Source organism: Polaribacter pacificus (assembly GCF_038024035.1).
GTDB classification, from domain to species: Bacteria; Bacteroidota; Bacteroidia; order Flavobacteriales; family Flavobacteriaceae; genus Polaribacter; species Polaribacter pacificus.
In genome coordinates, this window is sequence record NZ_CP150664.1 from 526,822 (window position 1) to 545,856 (window position 19,035).

Annotated in this window: 14 protein-coding genes; all 14 read right to left on the reverse strand. The window is 31.5% G+C overall.

The genetic code is table 11. From position 1 onward, the window contains the following. Window positions 1–2,438: 2,438 nt before the first annotated feature. On the reverse strand, window positions 2,439–2,819 hold the full coding sequence (locus WHC90_RS02370) for a hypothetical protein (protein ID WP_188599613.1): 381 nt from the start codon (window positions 2,817–2,819) through the stop codon (window positions 2,439–2,441). Between the two features lie 692 nt (window positions 2,820–3,511). Then, window positions 3,512–3,994 carry a hypothetical protein gene (locus tag WHC90_RS02375; RefSeq protein ID WP_229664959.1) on the reverse strand — a complete coding sequence of 161 codons (483 nt, stop codon included), beginning with the start codon at window positions 3,992–3,994 and terminating at the stop codon, window positions 3,512–3,514. Between the two features lie 221 nt (window positions 3,995–4,215). After that, window positions 4,216–4,833: a hypothetical protein gene (locus WHC90_RS02380; protein ID WP_188599615.1), complete on the reverse strand. Its 618-nt coding sequence runs from the start codon at window positions 4,831–4,833 to the stop codon at window positions 4,216–4,218. A 177-nt stretch (window positions 4,834–5,010) separates the two neighbouring features. Further along, entirely contained in the window at window positions 5,011–5,346 is a 336-nt protein-coding gene (locus tag WHC90_RS02385) for a hypothetical protein (RefSeq protein ID WP_188599616.1), read from the reverse strand. A 575-nt stretch (window positions 5,347–5,921) separates the two neighbouring features. Further along, the gene (locus tag WHC90_RS02390; protein ID WP_188599617.1) at window positions 5,922–6,614 is read right to left on the reverse strand and encodes a hypothetical protein; all 693 of its coding nucleotides are present in this window, start codon (window positions 6,612–6,614) and stop codon (window positions 5,922–5,924) included. A gap of 154 nt (window positions 6,615–6,768) precedes the next feature. Then, window positions 6,769–7,680 carry a hypothetical protein gene (locus tag WHC90_RS02395; RefSeq protein ID WP_188599618.1) on the reverse strand — a complete coding sequence of 304 codons (912 nt, stop codon included), beginning with the start codon at window positions 7,678–7,680 and terminating at the stop codon, window positions 6,769–6,771. A 1,697-nt stretch (window positions 7,681–9,377) separates the two neighbouring features. Continuing rightward, window positions 9,378–9,824: a hypothetical protein gene (locus WHC90_RS02400; RefSeq protein ID WP_188599624.1), complete on the reverse strand. Its 447-nt coding sequence runs from the start codon at window positions 9,822–9,824 to the stop codon at window positions 9,378–9,380. A gap of 159 nt (window positions 9,825–9,983) precedes the next feature. Beyond that, on the reverse strand, window positions 9,984–10,640 hold the full coding sequence (locus tag WHC90_RS02405; protein WP_188599625.1) for an FRG domain-containing protein: 657 nt from the start codon (window positions 10,638–10,640) through the stop codon (window positions 9,984–9,986). Window positions 10,641–10,793: 153 nt separating this feature from the next. Continuing rightward, window positions 10,794–11,351, reverse strand: coding sequence for a hypothetical protein (locus WHC90_RS02410; RefSeq protein ID WP_188599626.1), 558 nt, complete (start codon window positions 11,349–11,351; stop codon window positions 10,794–10,796). Between the two features lie 155 nt (window positions 11,352–11,506). Next, window positions 11,507–12,151, reverse strand: coding sequence for a hypothetical protein (locus WHC90_RS02415; protein WP_188599621.1), 645 nt, complete (start codon window positions 12,149–12,151; stop codon window positions 11,507–11,509). Window positions 12,152–12,772: 621 nt separating this feature from the next. Further along, a complete protein-coding gene (locus tag WHC90_RS02420; RefSeq protein WP_188599620.1) occupies window positions 12,773–13,507 on the reverse strand; it encodes a helix-turn-helix domain-containing protein in 735 nt (244 codons plus the stop codon). Between the two features lie 305 nt (window positions 13,508–13,812). After that, window positions 13,813–14,370, reverse strand: a complete 558-nt coding sequence (locus WHC90_RS02425) for a hypothetical protein (protein ID WP_188599626.1) — start codon at window positions 14,368–14,370, stop codon at window positions 13,813–13,815. Window positions 14,371–16,331: 1,961 nt separating this feature from the next. Further along, the gene (locus WHC90_RS02430; protein WP_188599622.1) at window positions 16,332–16,877 is read right to left on the reverse strand and encodes a dihydrofolate reductase family protein; all 546 of its coding nucleotides are present in this window, start codon (window positions 16,875–16,877) and stop codon (window positions 16,332–16,334) included. Between the two features lie 187 nt (window positions 16,878–17,064). Then, complete coding sequence (locus WHC90_RS02435) at window positions 17,065–17,934, reverse strand: FRG domain-containing protein (protein WP_188599623.1); 870 nt, start codon at window positions 17,932–17,934, stop codon at window positions 17,065–17,067. Window positions 17,935–19,035 lie beyond the last annotated feature (1,101 nt).

Here is a 19,035-nt window from a genome sequence, read left to right on the forward strand (position 1 = left end):
CAAACTCTATAAATACAAAAGAACCACTTTCAGCATTTAGTTTGTGACTTAGGGTACATAAATAGCGCCTTTTTTGGTAAAGAACGAGTCAGAACGCTTTCACGTGTACGGTCAAAAAAACGATATTAAAGAAATGTTGAATAAAAACTCCTAACCTTTTAAGCGTTTAGTTCCCAAAAAAGGATCTTCAACGGTACCATTAAATAAAGTTCAGGTTTTTTAAATAAATTCAATCGGTTTGTAAGAACCTTAAAATTTAGTTTGCACTAATTATGGGTAACGTGTTTGTGTATGGTTTCGTTGCGTATTCTTAACGATAAATTTAATGAAATATTCTGAACTTAAATACTCCTACCCTTTTTGATTTAAAAACGAAGCTAGCAATGAACTGTACACGGTGTTAGCCATTGTTAGTGCGCGCTGACTTTCGTGCTATCACAAACCTTAATTTATCTTCACAAACAAACGAGACAGAATGCGTATCCTTCAGTTAATAAGTAAGCGAGACAATTCCACAAACTCAATAAATACAAAAGAACCACTTTCAGCATTTAGTTTGTGACTTAGGGTACATAAATAGCGCCTTTTTTGGTAAAGAACGAATCAGAACGCTTTCACGTGTACAGTCAAAAAAACGATATTAAAGAAATGTTGAATAAAAACCTCTAACCTTTTAAGCGTTTAGTTCCCAAAAAAGGATCTTCAACGATAACATTAAATAAAGTTCAGTTTTTTTAAATAAATTCAATCGGTTTGTTAAAACCTTAAAATTTAGTTTGCACTAATTATGGGTAACGTGTTTGTGTATGGTTTCGTTGCGTATTCTTAGCGATAAATTTAATGAAATATTCTGAACTTAAACACTCCTACCCTTTTTGATTTAAATACGAAACTAGCAATGAACTATACACAGTGTTAGCCATTGTTAGGGCGCGATGACTTTCGTGCTATCACAAACCTTCATTTGCATTCACAAACAAACGAGACAGAATGCTTATCCCTCAGATAATAAGTATGCGAGACAATTCCACAAACACTATAAATACAAAAGAGCCACTTTCAGCATTTAGTTTGTGACTTAGGGTACATACATAGCGCCTTTTTTGGTAAAGAACGAGTCAGAACGCTTTCACGTGTACAGTCAAAAAAACGATATTAAAGAAATGTTGAATAAAAACCTCTAACCTTTTAAGCGTTTAGTTCCCAAAAAAGGATCTTCAACGATAACATTAAATAAAGTTCAGATTTTTAAAATAAATTCAATCGGTTTGTAAGAACCTTAAAATTTAGTTTGCACTAATTATGGGTAACGGTCTTGTATATGGTTTCGTTGCGGTTTCTTTGTAGTAAATTTAGTGAAATAAAATAAACTTGAACACTACTACCCTTTTCATTCTGAAAACAGATTAAAGCAATGAAGTATATACATTGTTAGGTTTTCGTTGCTACACTAATTTGTCGGGCTTCCTAAAGTTTCGTTTAAATCACCTTTACTCCACTGTAATTTTTTCAAGCCTTAACTCGACTCAGCCTTTCTACAACAATCATTTCGAAATCAGCTATAAATTCACGTATGAGTCAGAAAAACTCCGTAAAATGGCTATTTTGAGCTCTAAAGTCGATAATTATGGTCTTTTTCTCTCGCGTGACACAATCAAACGTGATTTTTCGACTAACTTGTTTTCGAGGATTATTCGCCCAAAATAAAATTCTTTAAAAACTATATTTCGGTAATTATTGAAAATTCCCCAATGAAACCTAACGTGTTTGTGTATGGTTTCGTTGCGTATTCTTAGCGATAAATTTAATGAAATATTCTGAACTTAAACACTCCCACCCTTTTTGATTTAAAAACCAAGCTAGCAATGAACTATACACAGTGTTAGCCATTGTTAGGGCGCGCTGACTTTCGTGCAAATCACAAACCTTAATTTATCTTCACAAACAAACGAGACAGAATGCGTATCCCTCAGATAATAAGTAAGCGAGACAATTCCACAAACTTTATAAATACAAAAGAACCACTTTCAGCATTTAGTTTGTGATTTAGGGTACATAAATAGCGCCTTTTTTGGTAAAGAACGAATCAGAACGCTTTCACGTGTACAGCCAAAAAAACGATATTAAAAAAATGTTGAATAAAAACTCCTAACCTTTTAAGCGTTTAGTTCTCCAAAAAAGGATCTTCAACGATAATATTAAATAAAGTTCAGATTTTTAAAAGAAATTCAATCGGTTTGTAAGAACCTTAAAATTTAGTTTGCACTAATTATGGGTAACGTGTTTGTATATGGTTTCGTTGCGTATTCTTAGCGATAAATTTAATGAAATAATATAAACTTGAAGTCAACTATTTTTTTCGACCTGGAAACGCCTCTAGCAATGAACTATACACGGTGTTGTGGGTAGTTTTTTATTTTTCATATTCAGCTTTTCAATTAGTAATGCACCCAATATGAGTCCGTTTCCTCTCCATCATCAATCATTCTAATTCTTACGTCAAATAATTCAGTCAATATTTTTTCTTTAGTTGTATTGTCAAATTCCTCAAATTCCAATTCCTCAATATGTTCCGAAATTTTGTCTCCGTTATGCCATTTTTCCGCAACAATTTTTTCAATCAGAATGTTCAATTCGGATGAAGGAATTTCCTTTTCAGATTTATGCCAAATAAATTCCTGTCGTTCTTCTATGTCATTTTCGTCATAGATTGCAATTCCGCTTATTGAATCAATCGTTTCATTGGTCAATTCAATTTTCTCAACTCCATATAATTTGAGATATGATTTTAAAAAATTCAGTCTTTTTGATTCGTTCATTTCGGTTTTCTCAAATTACCCACAACGGTCTTGTGTATGGTTTCGTTGCGTATTCTTAGCGATAAATTTAATGAAATATTCTGAACTTAAACACTCCTACCCTTTTTGATTTAAAAACGAAGCTAGCAATGAACTATACACAGTGTTAGCCATTGTTAGTGCGCGCTGACTTTCGTGCTATCACAAACCTTAATTTATCTTCACAAACAAACGAGACAGAATGCTTATCCCTCAGATAATAAGTATGCGAGACAATTCCACAAACACTATAAATACAAAAGAGCCACTTTCAGCATTTAGTTTGTGACTTAGGGTACATACATAGCGCCTTTTTTGGTAAAGAACGAGTCAGAACGCTTTCACGTGTACGGTCAAAAAAACGATATTAAAGAAATGTTGAATAAAAACCTCTAACCTTTTAAGCGTTTAGTTCCCAAAAAAGGATCTTCAACGATACCATTAAATAAAGTTCAGATTTTTAAAATAAATTCAATCGGTTTGTAAGAACCTTAAAATTTAGTTTGCACTAATTATGGGTAACGTGTTTGTATAAGATTAGTTGCGGTTTCTTAGCGATAAATTTAAGGAAATAATACAAACTTAAACACTCCTACTCTTTTCGTACTAAAAACGCACTTAAAGCAATTGATTTTATACAGTGTTGTAAGCTGGCTTTTTTATTCCGCTTACTTTTAAATCACAAACCAATCTTTATCAAATTCCACTATTGGTTCATAATTTTTGTTTGTTCCGAAATGAATTTCGTCTTCGTGGAAAAAGAACAAAGTCCATTCAAGGCTTTGGTCAAAAACAGTCAAATCATCAGCTCCTCCATAAAAAATCGAATTCCAATATTTAACTACAAATTTCCATTTAGTTATCATTCCATTATTTCCGTTCCACGAAAGGAAAACCTCTTTGTCAAAAGGAATTGCTCTTTGGTAAAGCCATTTCGTGATTTCTTTGTCATTATTTTCCAGAATTTTAGCTTTGTCCAAATTCCGAAACATTCCATTTTTAAAAGGCAATTCACTATGGACTTTACAATCATTTAAAAAATCAGCAAGAAATTCCGCTCCAACTTTGTCTAATGGTTTTAATTCATTCAAATGTTGTTCAGACAAGCAATCATATTCTTCTTCCGTAAATCTCCATTTAAGAGTAAATTCGGTCATTGGAATTATATGTCTATTTAATTGTTCGAATGTCATTTTCGGCTTGCTTACAACGTGTTTGTATAAGATTAGTTGCGGTTTCTTGGTGATAAATTTAATGAAATAATAAAACTTAAAGACTCCTAATCTCTTTGACTTGAAAACGTGACTCTAGCAATTGATTTTATACGGTGTTGCCTTTAGTTGTTTTATTCGTACTAAATTCCTTCATTTTAAGATTTTCACCAATATGGTAAGTAATCAGAACTCTCAACTTTTGACTTAATGCATTTTGAAAACCCTTTTCCAAAATATGTATCATATGTTTTCATATCTGAGTTATTAAAAGTTAACAGTTTCCATTTTCTGTCTTTATCTAATATTAATATTTCTTCCTTTTTCTCTCTAATTTGTAAGATTTTGACATTTGGAAGAAAATTCACATTTTTTCTCCCATATTCTTTATAGTTTAAAGCTAGAGCAGTAGAATCTATAAATGGCGTATGCTGAGTTTTGTCTATAAGGTATCTAACTTTATAAAAATAGGTTGAGTTACATTTATTTCTGGCTTGAATTCTAAGACTTCCTATTTCGCTATAATTTGGAGGATACTTATTATTTTTCCTTAACTCATATATTTCCAGAAGTTTTTTCCTGTAACCTTTCTCTCCGTATTCTTTCAGGTACTTTATCGGAGTGTTTTTAAATTCATACTCAATATTATTTTCGTTAAATGCTTTATAATCATCATTAACTCGGGATTCAATTTCAGTAAAAGTCAATTTTGGAGCACAACTATTTAAACAAAAATAGATTAAGATGATAATAAATATTTTGATTTGTTTAATCTTTAAAGTCATTTTCGTTTTTTCGTTTTTCGCAATTAAAGGCAACGTGTTTGTATATGATTAGTGGCGTATTTAAGTAACTAATTTAGCAAATAAAAACCAGATAGAAAGTCCGCGAGGATTTTCGTAAGTAGGCGAGAACTAGCCATTAATTATATACGGTGTTGGCAATAGTTTTTTTTAATTCAGTCAGTTATCCAGTTTCGTTTTTATCAGATTCACAGTCTTTCTAAAGTCAGAGTTTGGTTCACGCGAAGTTTTATAAACCCAATCTCCGCCATTATTTTTTATTACTTTTAAAATCCAAGGGTCATTTTTAGAGAATATTTGCGCAGTTAATGATGTAAGAATATAGAGTTTATTCCACCATTTGTCATTCGGATTATAGTGAATTATTTCTTTAATTTCGGAATATTTGAAAGTCCTAAATTCCCAATAGTCAATTGCTTTAATTTCAAAATGTTTGTCAAATAATTTAATTGAGGGAAATCCTTTTTTTTCGAATATCAAAGGTTGTTCTTCCATTATGTTTTTTCAAATTATTGCCAACGGGTTTGTATATGGTTTCGCTGCGGTTTCTTTGTAGTAAATTTAGTGAAATAAAATAAACTTCAACACTCCTACCCTTTTCGTTCTGAAAACAGATTAAAGCAATGAAGTATATACATTGTTGGGTTTTCGTTACTGTTCTATTTTGTCGGGTTTTCTAAAATTTCATTTGAAAAGCCTTAACTCGACTCAGCCTTCCTACAACAATCGTTTCGCAATTAGCTATAAATTCACGTGTGAGTCAGAAAAGTTCCGCAAAATGGCTCTTTTGAGCTCTAAAGTCGATAATTATGATCTTTTCTCTCGCGTGACACAGTCAAACGTAATTTTTCGGCTAGCTTGTTTTCGAGGATTATTCGACCAAAATAAAACTTTTTAAAAACCAATATTTCAATAGTTAGTTCCATTTCACTAATGAAACCCAACGTGTTTGTGTATGGTTTCGTTGCGTATTCTTAGCGATAAATTTAATGAAATATTCTGAACTTAAACACTCCTACCCTTTTTGATTTAAAAACCAAGCTAGCAATGAACTATACACGGTGTTGGCTTTAGTTTTTCTTTCTTTTTTTCTGAATCATATTAATGTCTGTAATCAAATATAAAAGAGCTAACAAAATTCCTCCTACAACTTTAGGTTCTATATTTCCACCTGTTAGGATTGTATGTATTGGAAATAAAATAATAAATATTGAAAATGGATATGCAAACAATCTGAATAAGGTCATTTTTATTGTCCACTCATTTTTCTCGTTTTCAATTTTATCAATATTTTCTTCTTTCTCTAATTCAACAGCCATTTTCAATTCACTTAATAAGTATTTTCTCTCATTTAGATAAATTTTCTTAAATACCCAATAAATTCCAAATGCTAGTAATCCATAAACTCCTAAAATTATTAAAGAAGTATAATCAAGATATTCAAAATCCTTAATCACGGGAATTATTAAAGCGAATACGAAAAATGACAAAACTAGTCCACCTAAAATAATTATCCATAATTTTCCATTTAGGTTTAACTCCGTTTTAATATTTTTTATTTCGTTTTTCTCGTTAAAGTTAATTTTGAAAACTGGATAAAAAGTACCAACAAAATAGTTTGTCGTCCAAATAGTATATTCATTCAAGTTTTTTTCGGCAATAGTTTCTCCTCGATTAAACAAACTTGTCGAAATATGATTGAGTAAATTATCATCTTTTTCAAGTGTAATTAATTCATCAAGTTTTTCTTTATCTGTTTTCATTTAATCTTTGTCAGTAATTAAAGCCAACGTGTTTGTGTATGGTTTCGTTGCGGAAATGGACGCGAGTCACTTTCCGCCGTGCACTAAATTAGTAAAAATGCGTGAATTTCCGATGAGGAAATTCAACCGCAATGAACTATACACGGTGTTGCCATTAGTTATTTTTTACTTTTTCCAATTTCAAAACATAAAAATGAACTTTGTCGTTATCATTCCAATTTATATAATCTCTTTCTTGTGAAACTACATTAAATGTAGAATATAATTTTTTATTCAAGTAAAAACTTAATTCATTCTTTTCGATATTAAACTTCCATTTCCATTTTCCTAAATGTTCAGTTTCTGTCCAGTTCTCAATATTCGTATCAATTATTTTTAACTTTCGATTTCTTTTAAATTCTAAAGTTGTAAAGTCTTTATTTTTATTTTGTTCAGTTTTGATTAATCCATTATTCAATTTTACAAATTCATCCTTTTCATTCAGAATTTTATAAAGAGTAATTGAATCTGATTTAAAAAAGTTTTTATTGTTGTTGTTCGTAAACCATTCCGTTTTTTTAAAATTGATGCTTTTAATTTCTTTCACAAAATCTTGTAGAGATATTTGATTTTCTTTTCTTGAGTATTCTCCGTAAGCTATTTGTTTTTCAAAATCCACAGTTAAATAGTCGGTAAAGCAACTAAAGAAGTCATAATCTCCTTTAACTCCATTATCGGAAGTTTCGCCTATTTTCGAAGGTGCAATTAAATAATATTTTCCGATTTCAAAGTTCGCAATATATGGTCGGCATAACATTCCGTTATCTCCCCAAATTTTTATCTTTTTCCGTTTCTCATAGCCAATATATTTTTCAATAACTTCTACAGTCATTGACAAAGGCATTTTTCCATCATAATCATAAATCTCTTGGTCAAGAAAATCCGAATATTCAATTACTTTTACTAAAGCTACAAAGTCCGAACCACTTGAAACCGATTTAAATGAACAATCTCCAACGCATTCACAATCACAAGCAAATGTTTTAAAAGAAATCAGTAAAATAATTAGGAATATTATTCTATTCAAAATGTTCGTTTTTTTAATTAATGGCAACGTGTTTGTGTATGGTTTCGTTGCGTATTCTTAGAGATAAATTTAATGAAATATTCTGAACTTAAACTCTCCTACCCTTTTTGATTTAAAAACCAAGCTAGCAATGAACTATACACAGTGTTAGCCATTGTTAGTGCGCGATGACTTTCGAGCTATCACAAACCTTAATTTATCTTCACAAACAAACGAGACAGAATGCTTAACCCTCAGATAATAAGTAAGCGAGACAATTCCACTAACTCAATAAATACAAAAGAGCCACTTTCAGCATTTAGTTTGTGACTTAGGGTACATAAATAGCGCCTTTTTTGGTAAAGAACGAGTCAGAACGCTTTCACGTGTACAGTCAAAAAAACGGTATTAAAGAGTTGTTCAATAAAAGTTCCTAACCTTTTAAGCGTTTAGTTCCCAAAAAAGGATCTTCAACGGTAACATTAAACAAAGTTCAGATTTTTAAAAGAAATTCAATCGGTTTGTAAGAAGCTTAAAATTTAGTTTGCACTAATTATGGGTAACGTGTTTGTGTATGGTTTCGTTGCGTATTCTTAGAGATAAATTTAATGAAATATTCTGAACTTAAACTCTCCTACCCTTTTTGATTTAAAAACCAAGCTAGCAATGAACTATACACAGTGTTAGCCATTGTTAGTGCGCGATGACTTTCGAGCTATCACAAACCTTAATTTATCTTCACAAACAAACGAGACAGAATGCTTAACCCTCAGATAATAAGTAAGCGAGACAATTCCACTAACTCAATAAATACAAAAGAGCCACTTTCAGCATTTAGTTTGTGACTTAGGGTACATAAATAGCGCCTTTTTTGGTAAAGAACGAGTCAGAACGCTTTCACGTGTACAGTCAAAAAAACGGTATTAAAGAGTTGTTCAATAAAAGTTCCTAACCTTTTAAGCGTTTAGTTCCCAAAAAAGGATCTTCAACGGTAACATTAAACAAAGTTCAGATTTTTAAAAGAAATTCAATCGGTTTGTAAGAAGCTTAAAATTTAGTTTGCACTAATTATGGGTAACGTGTTTGTGTATGGTTTCGTTGCGTATTGTTAGCGATAAATTTAATGAAATATTCTGAACTTAAACTCTCCTACTCTTTTTGATTTAAAAACGAAGCTAGCAATGAACTATACACAGTGTTAGCCATTGTTAGGGCGCGCTGACTTTCGAGCTATCACAAACCTTAATTTATCTTCACAAACAAACGAGACAGAATGCGTATCCCTCAGATAATAAGTAAGCGAGACAATTCCACAAACTCAATAAACACAAAAGAACCACTTTCAGCATTTAGTTTGTGACTTAGGGTACATACATAGCGCCTTTTTTGGTATAGAACGAGTCAGAACGCTTTCACGTGTACAGTCAAAAAAAAGGTATTAAAGAAATGTTGAATAAAAACTCCTAACCTTTTAAGCGTTTAGTTCCCAAAAAAGGATCTTTAACGGTAACATTAAACAAAGTTCAGATTTTTAAAAGAAATTCAATCGGCTTGTTAAAACCTTAAAATTTAGTTTGCACTAATTATGGGTAACGTGTTTGTATAAGATTAGTTGCGGTTTCTTAGTAGTAAATTTAGTGAAATAATACAAACTTAAACACACCTACCCTTTTCGCTTTAAAAACGTACCTAAAGCAATTGATTTTATACAGTGTTGGCTATTGGCTCTTAATCAGTTTTAATGATTCAATATTAACACGCAACTTAGTAATTACTCGATTGTCAACTCCTCCGTGTTTAATAGTAAATTCTCTCTCGTATTTCTTAATTTCAGTCCACTCAACAAATTCGGGATTATAAAAAGGACCTATCTCAAAAACATTTTGTTTAGGATATTCGTCATATTCTGAAATCGCTACAAGTAAATTAAACGATCGTTCGTGTCCTTCTTCAAGTTTCGCGCTTCCACTCCCATTGTCAACTTTATAAATCTTAACTAACAAGTAATTCGCATTAGTTTTACCGATTAAAACGCCATTATTTAAGACCTTAACTAATTTCGAATTTTTCGATTTATTTATTTTCAACTCATAGATTTGTCCATTTACTAATTCAAATGAACATAAAGTCAGAAATAACAATATGATTTTTAATGGCTGTTTCAATTTCTTTTTCGGCTTATAGCCAACGGTCTCGGCTATGAGTAGTTGCGTGGGTTAACACTTAACTTTGCAAGTACACACCAAACTGAAAATCCGAGAGGATTTTCAGAAGTAGGCGAGAACCAGCAATTACTTATAGCCATTGTTGTGCTTAGTGTTTTTTTATTCTCTATTCATCCATCTCCATTCTATATATTCAGATAAACCTTGTAAATCTTGGAAAACTGAAAAATGATTGTACCCATATCGATGTAATTCAAATTTTAGTTTTTTACGGTAATCCTTGTCAATGATTATTTTCTCCAAAGTTCCCTTAGCAGGTGCTTTTGAAAATGATTTAGAAGGGTTTGGATGAATTGTAAATAGTCCTTGCTGTGCAATTATTCTTTTCGTTATTGACCTCGGTTTGTAAACTGTAACAATTTTAAAATCAAAAGGAGCTTTTTTTTCAGTTAAAGCATAATTTTCATATTTAAACTTATACACAGCAGCATCACAATCCTCATCAACAGCAACTGCAAAAAACATTGCAATCATTGGGTTTTTTGTCCAATCTAGAAGCCTAGTTGGAACTCCGTGATGTTGAGCAAATGCAAGCCATTCCCAATCGTTTTCAGGCGTGATATCTAGAAATGGTAGAGAATTATCTTTAAAATATTCAATAGCGTATTTATCGTTGACTTTGTTAAATGGCTCCCTACCAGCTTTTGGTACTAATTCCCAATCTGCGTTGGATTGTCCACGATATATTGTCAAGCGTTCTGAGCTATCAAGTAATTTGTGTAAATCACTAAATGTTTTTATTCTGTATTCTTTCATTTTACATTAAGTACAACGTGTTTGTGTATGGTTTCGTTGCGGAAATGGACGCGAGTCACTTTCCGCCTTGCACTAAATTAGTAAAAATGCGTGAATTTCCGATGAGGAAATTCAACCGCAATGAACTATACACGGTGTTACCCACAGTATTTATTATTCGCTTTTCATTCTGATTTGAGATATTACTTCGTTCAATTCAACGAACAGATTTGAAAATTCCGATTTTCCAGATTCAAGTTCACTCAAACTTTTAGAAATGCTATAAATTCCGTTTTTAGTCAGAAAATTGAAGTTAGTCATTCCGCTTTCAGGTAATTCCGCTTTTTCAATTTTAGTCGCTTTCTCAACATATTTTTGTCCATTTTCCACATATTTTTTCACAACTCTCTGAACGCTTTCGTGTTGTCCAGCACCAATAAATCCTCCACCTGTACTCAAATAAAGACTTGTGTCTCCAGTTGAAAAAGTCACGACAGTTGCAGTTGCTCCATTCATATCCATTTCAGAAACTATTCCGTAAACATCATTTTTATCAATTCCACTTAAACCTAATTGTTCAGAAGTAGCCGAAAAAGCCATATTTCGCATATCAGTATAAGGATTTTGTTCCGTTTGTTTTTCAGTCGAATTTTGTTCTGCTGTTTTAGTTTTTCCTTTATTCGCAGATTTCATAAATAATGTAATTCCGATTATTAGAATTACTGCAATCATAATGTATATCATAGGTTTCTTCATATTGTGGGTAACGTGTTTGTGTATGGTTTCGTTGCGGTTTCCTAGCGATAAATTTAATGAAATAATATAAACTTGAAAGCAACTAATCTTTGCGACTTGAAAACGCCTCCAGCAATGAACTATACACGTTGTTACCACACGTTTTTTTTCAAGGTGGCTCTCAGTTTCTTTTTCGTTCGGGTAATTTTTATTGTTTCATCAACTTTATCTTTAAACTCCGTTATATTTTTCAAATAGGATTTTAGTTTTTCTACTTTTTCTTTAAGCTCTTTTTGCCAATCGTATTCAAATTCATTTCTTAAAATCTGATCAAAAAATTCGTTCGACTTTTTCGGCTCGTTGTTCAGTCCGCAAATAACTGCTCGATGATAATTTCCCCAAAGATTGTCGCTGGCAAATTCGTGATTCATGATATTCTTTTCAGCGTTTTTCAAATCCATCATTGAATTCCGAAATTCGAGTGTCCTTTTAAGAGCTTTTTCCACCAATGATTCGATTTCGGATTTAAACTGTTGTTCGTTTCTAAAATCAATAAAATCAGATTCACGATTTCCGATATCAAAAGAAAAATATTCCTTTTCGTACCAATGAAAATTTATTCCAACATTCAAACTAGTTCCTTGTCTGTCTTTAAATGGCTGAAATTCGATTATTGTCGTAAACCAATATTGATCATCCATCCAAGTACGTGATTGTCCTTTCCGTTCAATTCCGTATTCTTTGAAAATTCCGCGAGCTACTTTGTTAATTATTTTTGAATGTTCAGGTAATGCCATTGGTTTATTCAAATGTGTGGTAACGGTCTTGTATATGGTTTTGTTGCAGTTTCTTTGTAGTAAATTTAGTGAAATAAAATAAACTTGAACACTCCTACCCTTTTCGTTCTGAAAACAGATTAAAGCAATGAAGCATATACATTGTTGGGTTTTCGTTACTGTACTAATTTGTCGGGTTTCCTAAAATTTCATTTGAAAAGCCTTTACTCCACTGTAATTTTCTTTCCAGCCTAAACTCAACTCAGCCTTTCCACAAAAATCAATTCGGAATCAGCTATAAATTCACGTGTGAGTCAGAAAAACTCCGTAAAATGACTCTTTTGAGCCCTAAAGTCGATAATTATGATCTTTTCTCTCGCGTAATACAGTCAAGCGTAATCTTTCGACTAGCTTGTTTTCTAGAATTATTCGACCAAAATAAAGTTCTTTAAAAAACTATATTTCAATAATTAGTTTCATTTCACTAATGAAACCCAACGTGTTTGTATAAGATTAGTTGCGGTTTCTTAGCGATAAATTTAGTGAAATAATACAAACTTTAACACTCCTACTCTTTTCGTTCTAAAAACGCTCCTAAAGCAATTGATTTTATACAGTGTTGTACGATGGCCAATTATTTAATCAATTTCTAAGTATGATTATTTCGTAAGCATTAATAGATTCCTTTTCTGAAAAAACTAATTTTGCTCCTTCAGTATAAATATATTTGTCCCCTTCAAATACAATTTTACTTACAATTCTTTTAGTCGGCTCACATCTCATACTTGTAATGATTACTTTATCAGTTGAAATTGTACCGGTAACACATGGTGTTCGGAATTCTCTAGTCTTTTTGTTTAATTTTATTAATGGAGAAATAAAATAAACATCATCAATCATACAGCTTATGTCTCTCGCAATTAATTCATCTTCATTATTCCATCCACTATATTGTCCATTAATTATAGGGTTTATTAAATCTACCGAATCTTTCATTATGTTTTTTTCAGCAAAAATGTTTTCATTCTTAACTATGTTCTTAGGTTTTTTGTATTGATATAAAATGGTTAAAGTAAATGCAATAACAAATGCCGTTAATGTTACAACTGAAACCTTTTTAAAAGTGTTGTCTTTAAAATTGAATAAGGTAACAATACCTTTCTCTCCCGAATCAGGTTTAAAATAGTTATAATAATCAAGTTCTAAAGCTTCAAAAATCAATTTAACTGTGACGATTCTTGGAGTTACCTCTCCAGATTCAATTCGCTGAAGTGTTCTAACGCTAAGATTACATTTTTCAACTAAATCTTCTTGTGTTAATCCTTTTGCTTTTCTATAATCTGAAATTGTTTTTCCTAGTTCTGGTTGTTTAATCATTTTTAAATCTTTTCAGCAATTTTAGAACTTAATTTATAAATACTTCACGAATTTTTAGACATTTTCACCTGACTATAACACGTCAATCTCATGACTTTCTTAATTAAAATGCTGTATTCGTGAATTATAACTTAAACTAAGTGTTGATTTTTTCGGGCTTGCGTACAACGTGTTTGTGTATGGTTTCGTTGCGGAAATGGACGCGAGTCACTTTCCGCCGTGCACTAAATTAGTAAAAATGCGTGAATTTCCGATGAGGAAATTCAACCGCAATGAACTATACACGGTGTTACCCACAGTATTTATTATTCGCTTTTCATTCTGATTTGAGATATTACTTCGTTCAATTCAACGAACAGATTTGAAAATTCCGATTTTCCAGATTCAAGTTCACTCAAACTTTTAGAAATGCTATAAATTCCGTTTTTAGTCAGAAAATTGAAGTTAGTCATTCCGCTTTCAGGTAATTCCGCTTTTTCAATTTTAGTCGCTTTCTCAACATATTTTTGTCCATTTTCCACATATTTTTTCACAACTCTCTGAACGCTTTCGTGTTGTCCAGCACCAATAAATCCTCCACCTGTACTCAAATAAAGACTTGTGTCTCCAGTTGAAAAAGTCACGACAGTTGCAGTTGCTCCATTCATATCCATTTCAGAAACTATTCCGTAAACATCATTTTTATCAATTCCACTTAAACCTAATTGTTCAGAAGTAGCCGAAAAAGCCATATTTCGCATATCAGTATAAGGATTTTGTTCCGTTTGTTTTTCAGTCGAATTTTGTTCTGCTGTTTTAGTTTTTCCTTTATTCGCAGATTTCATAAATAATGTAATTCCGATTATTAGAATTACTGCAATCATAATGTATATCATAGGTTTCTTCATATTGTGGGTAACGTGTTTGTGTATGGTTTCGTTGCGTATTCTTAGCGATAAATTTAATGAAATATTATGAACTTAAACACTCCTACCCTTTTTGATTTAAAAACGAAGCTAGCAATGAACTATACACAGTGTTGGGTTTTCGTTTTTTGTCGATTATTGTGAGCAGAGGCAAGATCTAATTAGTGTCCTCTCGCTTTAAAATCCTGGTATCTAAGTCAACTCAGACTCGCAGTTGTATTCAATTCCGCCACTATAGTAAATCTCTCTCGGACTTGTGAAAATGTCTTAGAATGGCTCTTTTGGCCTTAAATCGTTGTTCTATTCTGTTTTAATCTGTACAAATAAAGTAGTAATTTTTAAAACTCTTTTCCAAAGTTTAGCCAGAGGAAAAACAAAATTAAACTGATAATTATGTGAAATATTGGAAGAAGTGAAATAATTAAATTTTTCTTTTTCCTTTTTGTCCAACTATATAAAAAAGTCAAAGGATAAAGAGTTGAGAAAATTAAAAAAGAATAAGGCAAAAGCATATCAAAAAACGATTCATTTCCAGATCTGTGTCCAGCAAGTGAAATCATATTTGTTAAAAGTAAAAAAGGATAAATTCCAAATGGAATACAGGATAGAACCCATAGAACTATATAACTGAATTTTGATTCTTTTAAAATCTGAGATCCCATTCTTAATTTAAATTTGTTGGCTGATTAATATTAACTCCATTCATTCCTCTAAAAGTATTTTTAGAATGTTGATGATGGAAGAATTTCTCGGCAATAAAAAATAATCTAAAAAAACTAAAAGTTCAATATTAAATCTAATTTCCTAATGAAACCCAACGGTCTTGTATATGGTTTCGTTGCGGTTTCTTTGTAGTAAATTTAGTGAAATAAAATAAACTTGAACACTCCTACCCTTTTCGTTCTGAAAACGGATTAAAGCAATGAAGCATATACAGTGTTAGGTTTTCGTTGCTGTACTAATTTGTCGGGCTTCCTAAAATTTCATTTGAACAACCTGTACTCCACTGTGATTTTTTCCAACCTTAACTCAACTCAGCTTTTCTACAATAATCAATTCGGAATCAGCTATAAATTCACGTGTGAGTCAGAAAAACTCCGCAAAATGGCTCTTTTGAGCTCTAAAATCGATAATTATGATCTTTTCTCTCGCATGACACAGTCAAACGTAATGTTTCGACTAGCTTGTTTTCGAGGATTATTCAACCAAAATAAAGTTCTTTAAAAAACTATATTTCGGTAATTATTGAAAATTCCCCAATGAAACCTAACGTGTTTGTGTATGGTTTCGTTGCGTATTGTTAGCGATAAATTTAATGAAATATTCTGAACTTAAACTCTCCTACTCTTTTTGATTTAAAAACGAAGCTAGCAATGAACTATACACAGTGTTAGCCATTGTTAGGGCGCGCTGACTTTCGAGCTATCACAAACCTTAATTTATCTTCACAAACAAACGAGACAGAATGCGTATCCCTCAGATAATAAGTAAGCGAGACAATTCCACAAACTCAATAAACACAAAAGAACCACTTTCAGCATTTAGTTTGTGACTTAGGGTACATACATAGCGCCTTTTTTGGTATAGAACGAGTCAGAACGCTTTCACGTGTACAGTCAAAAAAAAGGTATTAAAGAAATGTTGAATAAAAACTCCTAACCTTTTAAGCGTTTAGTTCCCAAAAAAGGATCTTTAACGGTAACATTAAACAAAGTTCAGATTTTTAAAAGAAATTCAATCGGCTTGTTAAAACCTTAAAATTTAGTTTGCACTAATTATGGGTAACGTGTTTGTATAAGATTAGTTGCGTGGTTTTAGCGATAAACTTAGTAAATATTAACCGAATAGAAAATCCGCGAGGATTTTCGTAAGAAAACCAGTACTAGCAATTAATTTTATACGGTGTTGTAAGCTGGCTTTTACTTTTTATATGTCAAAACTGTTATTCCGCATTTATAGGCTTTTGCACTTTTCAATTTTAATTCAGTTTTATAATTAACTTTCTCAAATATTGGCATTCCTTTCCCCAAAATCGAAGGATTTATAAAAAAATAATATTCGTCAATTAAATTTTCTCTTATTAGTGAAGAAACAAATTCGCCACCTCCATAGGCAATTATGTCATTTCCAGTTGAGGACTTTAATTTTTCTATTTTTTCGACTAAATCTCCTTTTTCCAAAAGGGTATTTTCCCATTCAGTATTTTCGAGCGTTTTTGTAAAAACTATTTTATTTGAGTTATTAATTTTTTCAGCACCTTCCAATTCTTTGTTGGATTTCCAATGTGGAATAAATCCCTCAGCAAGTTTTCGCCCTAATACAATGGTGTCAGTCGATTCTGTTATTTCTTTGACGAAGTTCTTTAGTTCTTCATCCCAATTCCAAATCATCCAGTCCATTTCTCCGTTTGGACCAGAAATGAATCCATCAATCGAGAGTTGAATTTGAAGTTTTAATTTTCTCACTTTTTACTGATTTTCGTTAAAGTTACAATCTTGTTTTCGGCTTGCTTACAACGTGTTTGTGTATGGTTTCGTTGCGTATTCTTAGCGATAAATTTAATGAAATATTATGAACATTAAACACTTCTACCCTTTCTGATTTAAAAACGAAGCTAGCAATGAACTATACACAGTGTTAGCTGTAGTTATCTTATACAAACTTACTATAATTTAAAGATTTAGCTAATCCTTCAATTCCAGGAAATAATATTTCGGAATTTATATTCATTTCTCTTAAGTTTTCTAATATTTCTCTGTGGATTTTTTTCGGAATATTAATTTTAACAAGTGCAAATTGATCTTGTTTGTATGAATCTGAATTTAATATAAGATGTCTAAAGTCCCAAAATAAAGGAGTTTGGTTTCCAATTATTGTAGATAAACTTTCGACAAAAGGAATTTTTAAATTTGTAGGCATAACAAATAATCCTTGTTGCCTATATATTCTTTCATTACTGTTTTCGGGTCTAATTATTAATAACTTTTTTTCTACTTCGTTGAAAGCATTTTTTATTTTTTCGTTGGCTAATTTAATAGAAAGTGAGTCAAGTGTTTTTTGAGAAGCTGAATTTGTTTCGTTCTCATTTGTATAAGTTTCAAATATAAACTTATTCAAAGTATGTTTATTAATTCCCCAAACAGCAGAATCTGTATAACTTTCAGAAATTGCCATTTGTGTTGCTACAAAAAATGAATCTGTAAAATCTATCAATCTTGTTGAAGCCCCATAATGTTGCATTATAGATAACCATTCAACGTAGTTTTCTTTTTCAATTGTTGGATTTTTAAATAATGGATATTTCCACTGAAATTCTTCAATCATTTGTTTTTCCTGAACCGTTATTATTGCTCGGTCAACATAATTAGGATGGATTCTTTCAACTAATCTTTCTAATGATGAAGAAATTGTCCAATCTTTATTTGATTGTCCTCTAAACAAAAGCTGTTTCGTTAATTTACTATTTAAAAGAAAAATATCTTTCCAGTTATTTAATTCAGTTTCAATAAAAAGATTTTTCATTTAATAGCGATGATTTCGTTTTTAATTACAGCTAACGGTCTTGTATATGGTTTCGTTGCGGTTTCTTTGTAGTAAATTTAGTGAAATAAAATAAACTTGAACACTCCTACCCTTTTCGTTCTGAAAACGGATTAAAGCAATGAAGCATATACAGTGTTAGGTTTTCGTTGCTGTACTAATTTGTCGGGCTTCCTAAAATTTCATTTGAACAACCTGTACTCCACTGTGATTTTTTCCAACCTTAACTCAACTCAGCTTTTCTACAATAATCAATTCGGAATCAGCTATAAATTCACGTGTGAGTCAGAAAAACTCCGCAAAATGGCTCTTTTGAGCTCTAAAATCGATAATTATGATCTTTTCTCTCGCATGACACAGTCAAACGTAATGTTTCGACTAGCTTGTTTTCGAGGATTATTCAACCAAAATAAAGTTCTTTAAAAAACTATATTTCGGTAATTATTGAAAATTCCCCAATGAAACCTAACGTGTTTGTGTATGGTTTCGTTGCGTAATGTTAGCGATAAATTTAATGAAATATTCTGAACTTAAACACTCCTACCCTTTTCGACTTAAAAACGGCTCTAGCAATGAACTATACACAGTGTTAGCCATTGTTAGTGCGCGCTGACTCTCGTGCAAATCACAAACCTTAATTTAGCTTCACAAACAAACGAGACAGAATGCTTATCCCTCAGATAATAAGTATGCGAGACAATTCCACAAACACTATAAATACAAAAGAGCCACTTTTAGCATTTAGTTTGTGACTTAGTACACATAAATAGCGCCTTTTTTGGTAAAGAACGAGTCAGAACGCTTTCACGTGTACAGTCAAAAAAACGGTATTAAAGAAATGTTGAATAAAAACTCCTAACCTTTTAAGCGTTTAGTTCTCCAAAAAAGGATCTTTAACGGTAACATTAAACAAAGTTCAGATTTTTAAAAGAAATTCAATCGGCTTGTTAAAACCTTAAAATTTAGTTTGCACTAATTATGGGTAACGGTCTTGTGTATGAAACGTAGCGTATATATAAACACTAACTTTTCGGATTTAGCACGAGCCGAATTTTTATTTTTTCTATTTATCTTTTAATTTCT

Bases quoted from the DNA above. Each gene is read 5' to 3' on its own strand.
- WHC90_RS02385 (WP_188599616.1), bottom strand. From the start codon at position 5,346: ATGGAAGAACAACCTTTGATATTCGAAAAAAAAGGATTTCCCTCAATT.
- WHC90_RS02425 (WP_188599626.1), bottom strand. From the start codon at position 14,370: ATGATTGCAGTAATTCTAATAATCGGAATTACATTATTTATGAAATCT.
- WHC90_RS02410 (WP_188599626.1), bottom strand. From the start codon at position 11,351: ATGATTGCAGTAATTCTAATAATCGGAATTACATTATTTATGAAATCT.
- WHC90_RS02415 (WP_188599621.1), bottom strand. From the start codon at position 12,151: ATGGCATTACCTGAACATTCAAAAATAATTAACAAAGTAGCTCGCGGA.
- WHC90_RS02405 (WP_188599625.1), bottom strand. From the start codon at position 10,640: ATGAAAGAATACAGAATAAAAACATTTAGTGATTTACACAAATTACTT.
- WHC90_RS02435 (WP_188599623.1), bottom strand. From the start codon at position 17,934: ATGAAAAATCTTTTTATTGAAACTGAATTAAATAACTGGAAAGATATT.
- WHC90_RS02420 (WP_188599620.1), bottom strand. From the start codon at position 13,507: ATGATTAAACAACCAGAACTAGGAAAAACAATTTCAGATTATAGAAAA.
- WHC90_RS02370 (WP_188599613.1), bottom strand. From the start codon at position 2,819: ATGAACGAATCAAAAAGACTGAATTTTTTAAAATCATATCTCAAATTA.
- WHC90_RS02375 (WP_229664959.1), bottom strand. From the start codon at position 3,994: ATGACCGAATTTACTCTTAAATGGAGATTTACGGAAGAAGAATATGAT.
- WHC90_RS02390 (WP_188599617.1), bottom strand. From the start codon at position 6,614: ATGAAAACAGATAAAGAAAAACTTGATGAATTAATTACACTTGAAAAA.
- WHC90_RS02380 (WP_188599615.1), bottom strand. From the start codon at position 4,833: ATGACTTTAAAGATTAAACAAATCAAAATATTTATTATCATCTTAATC.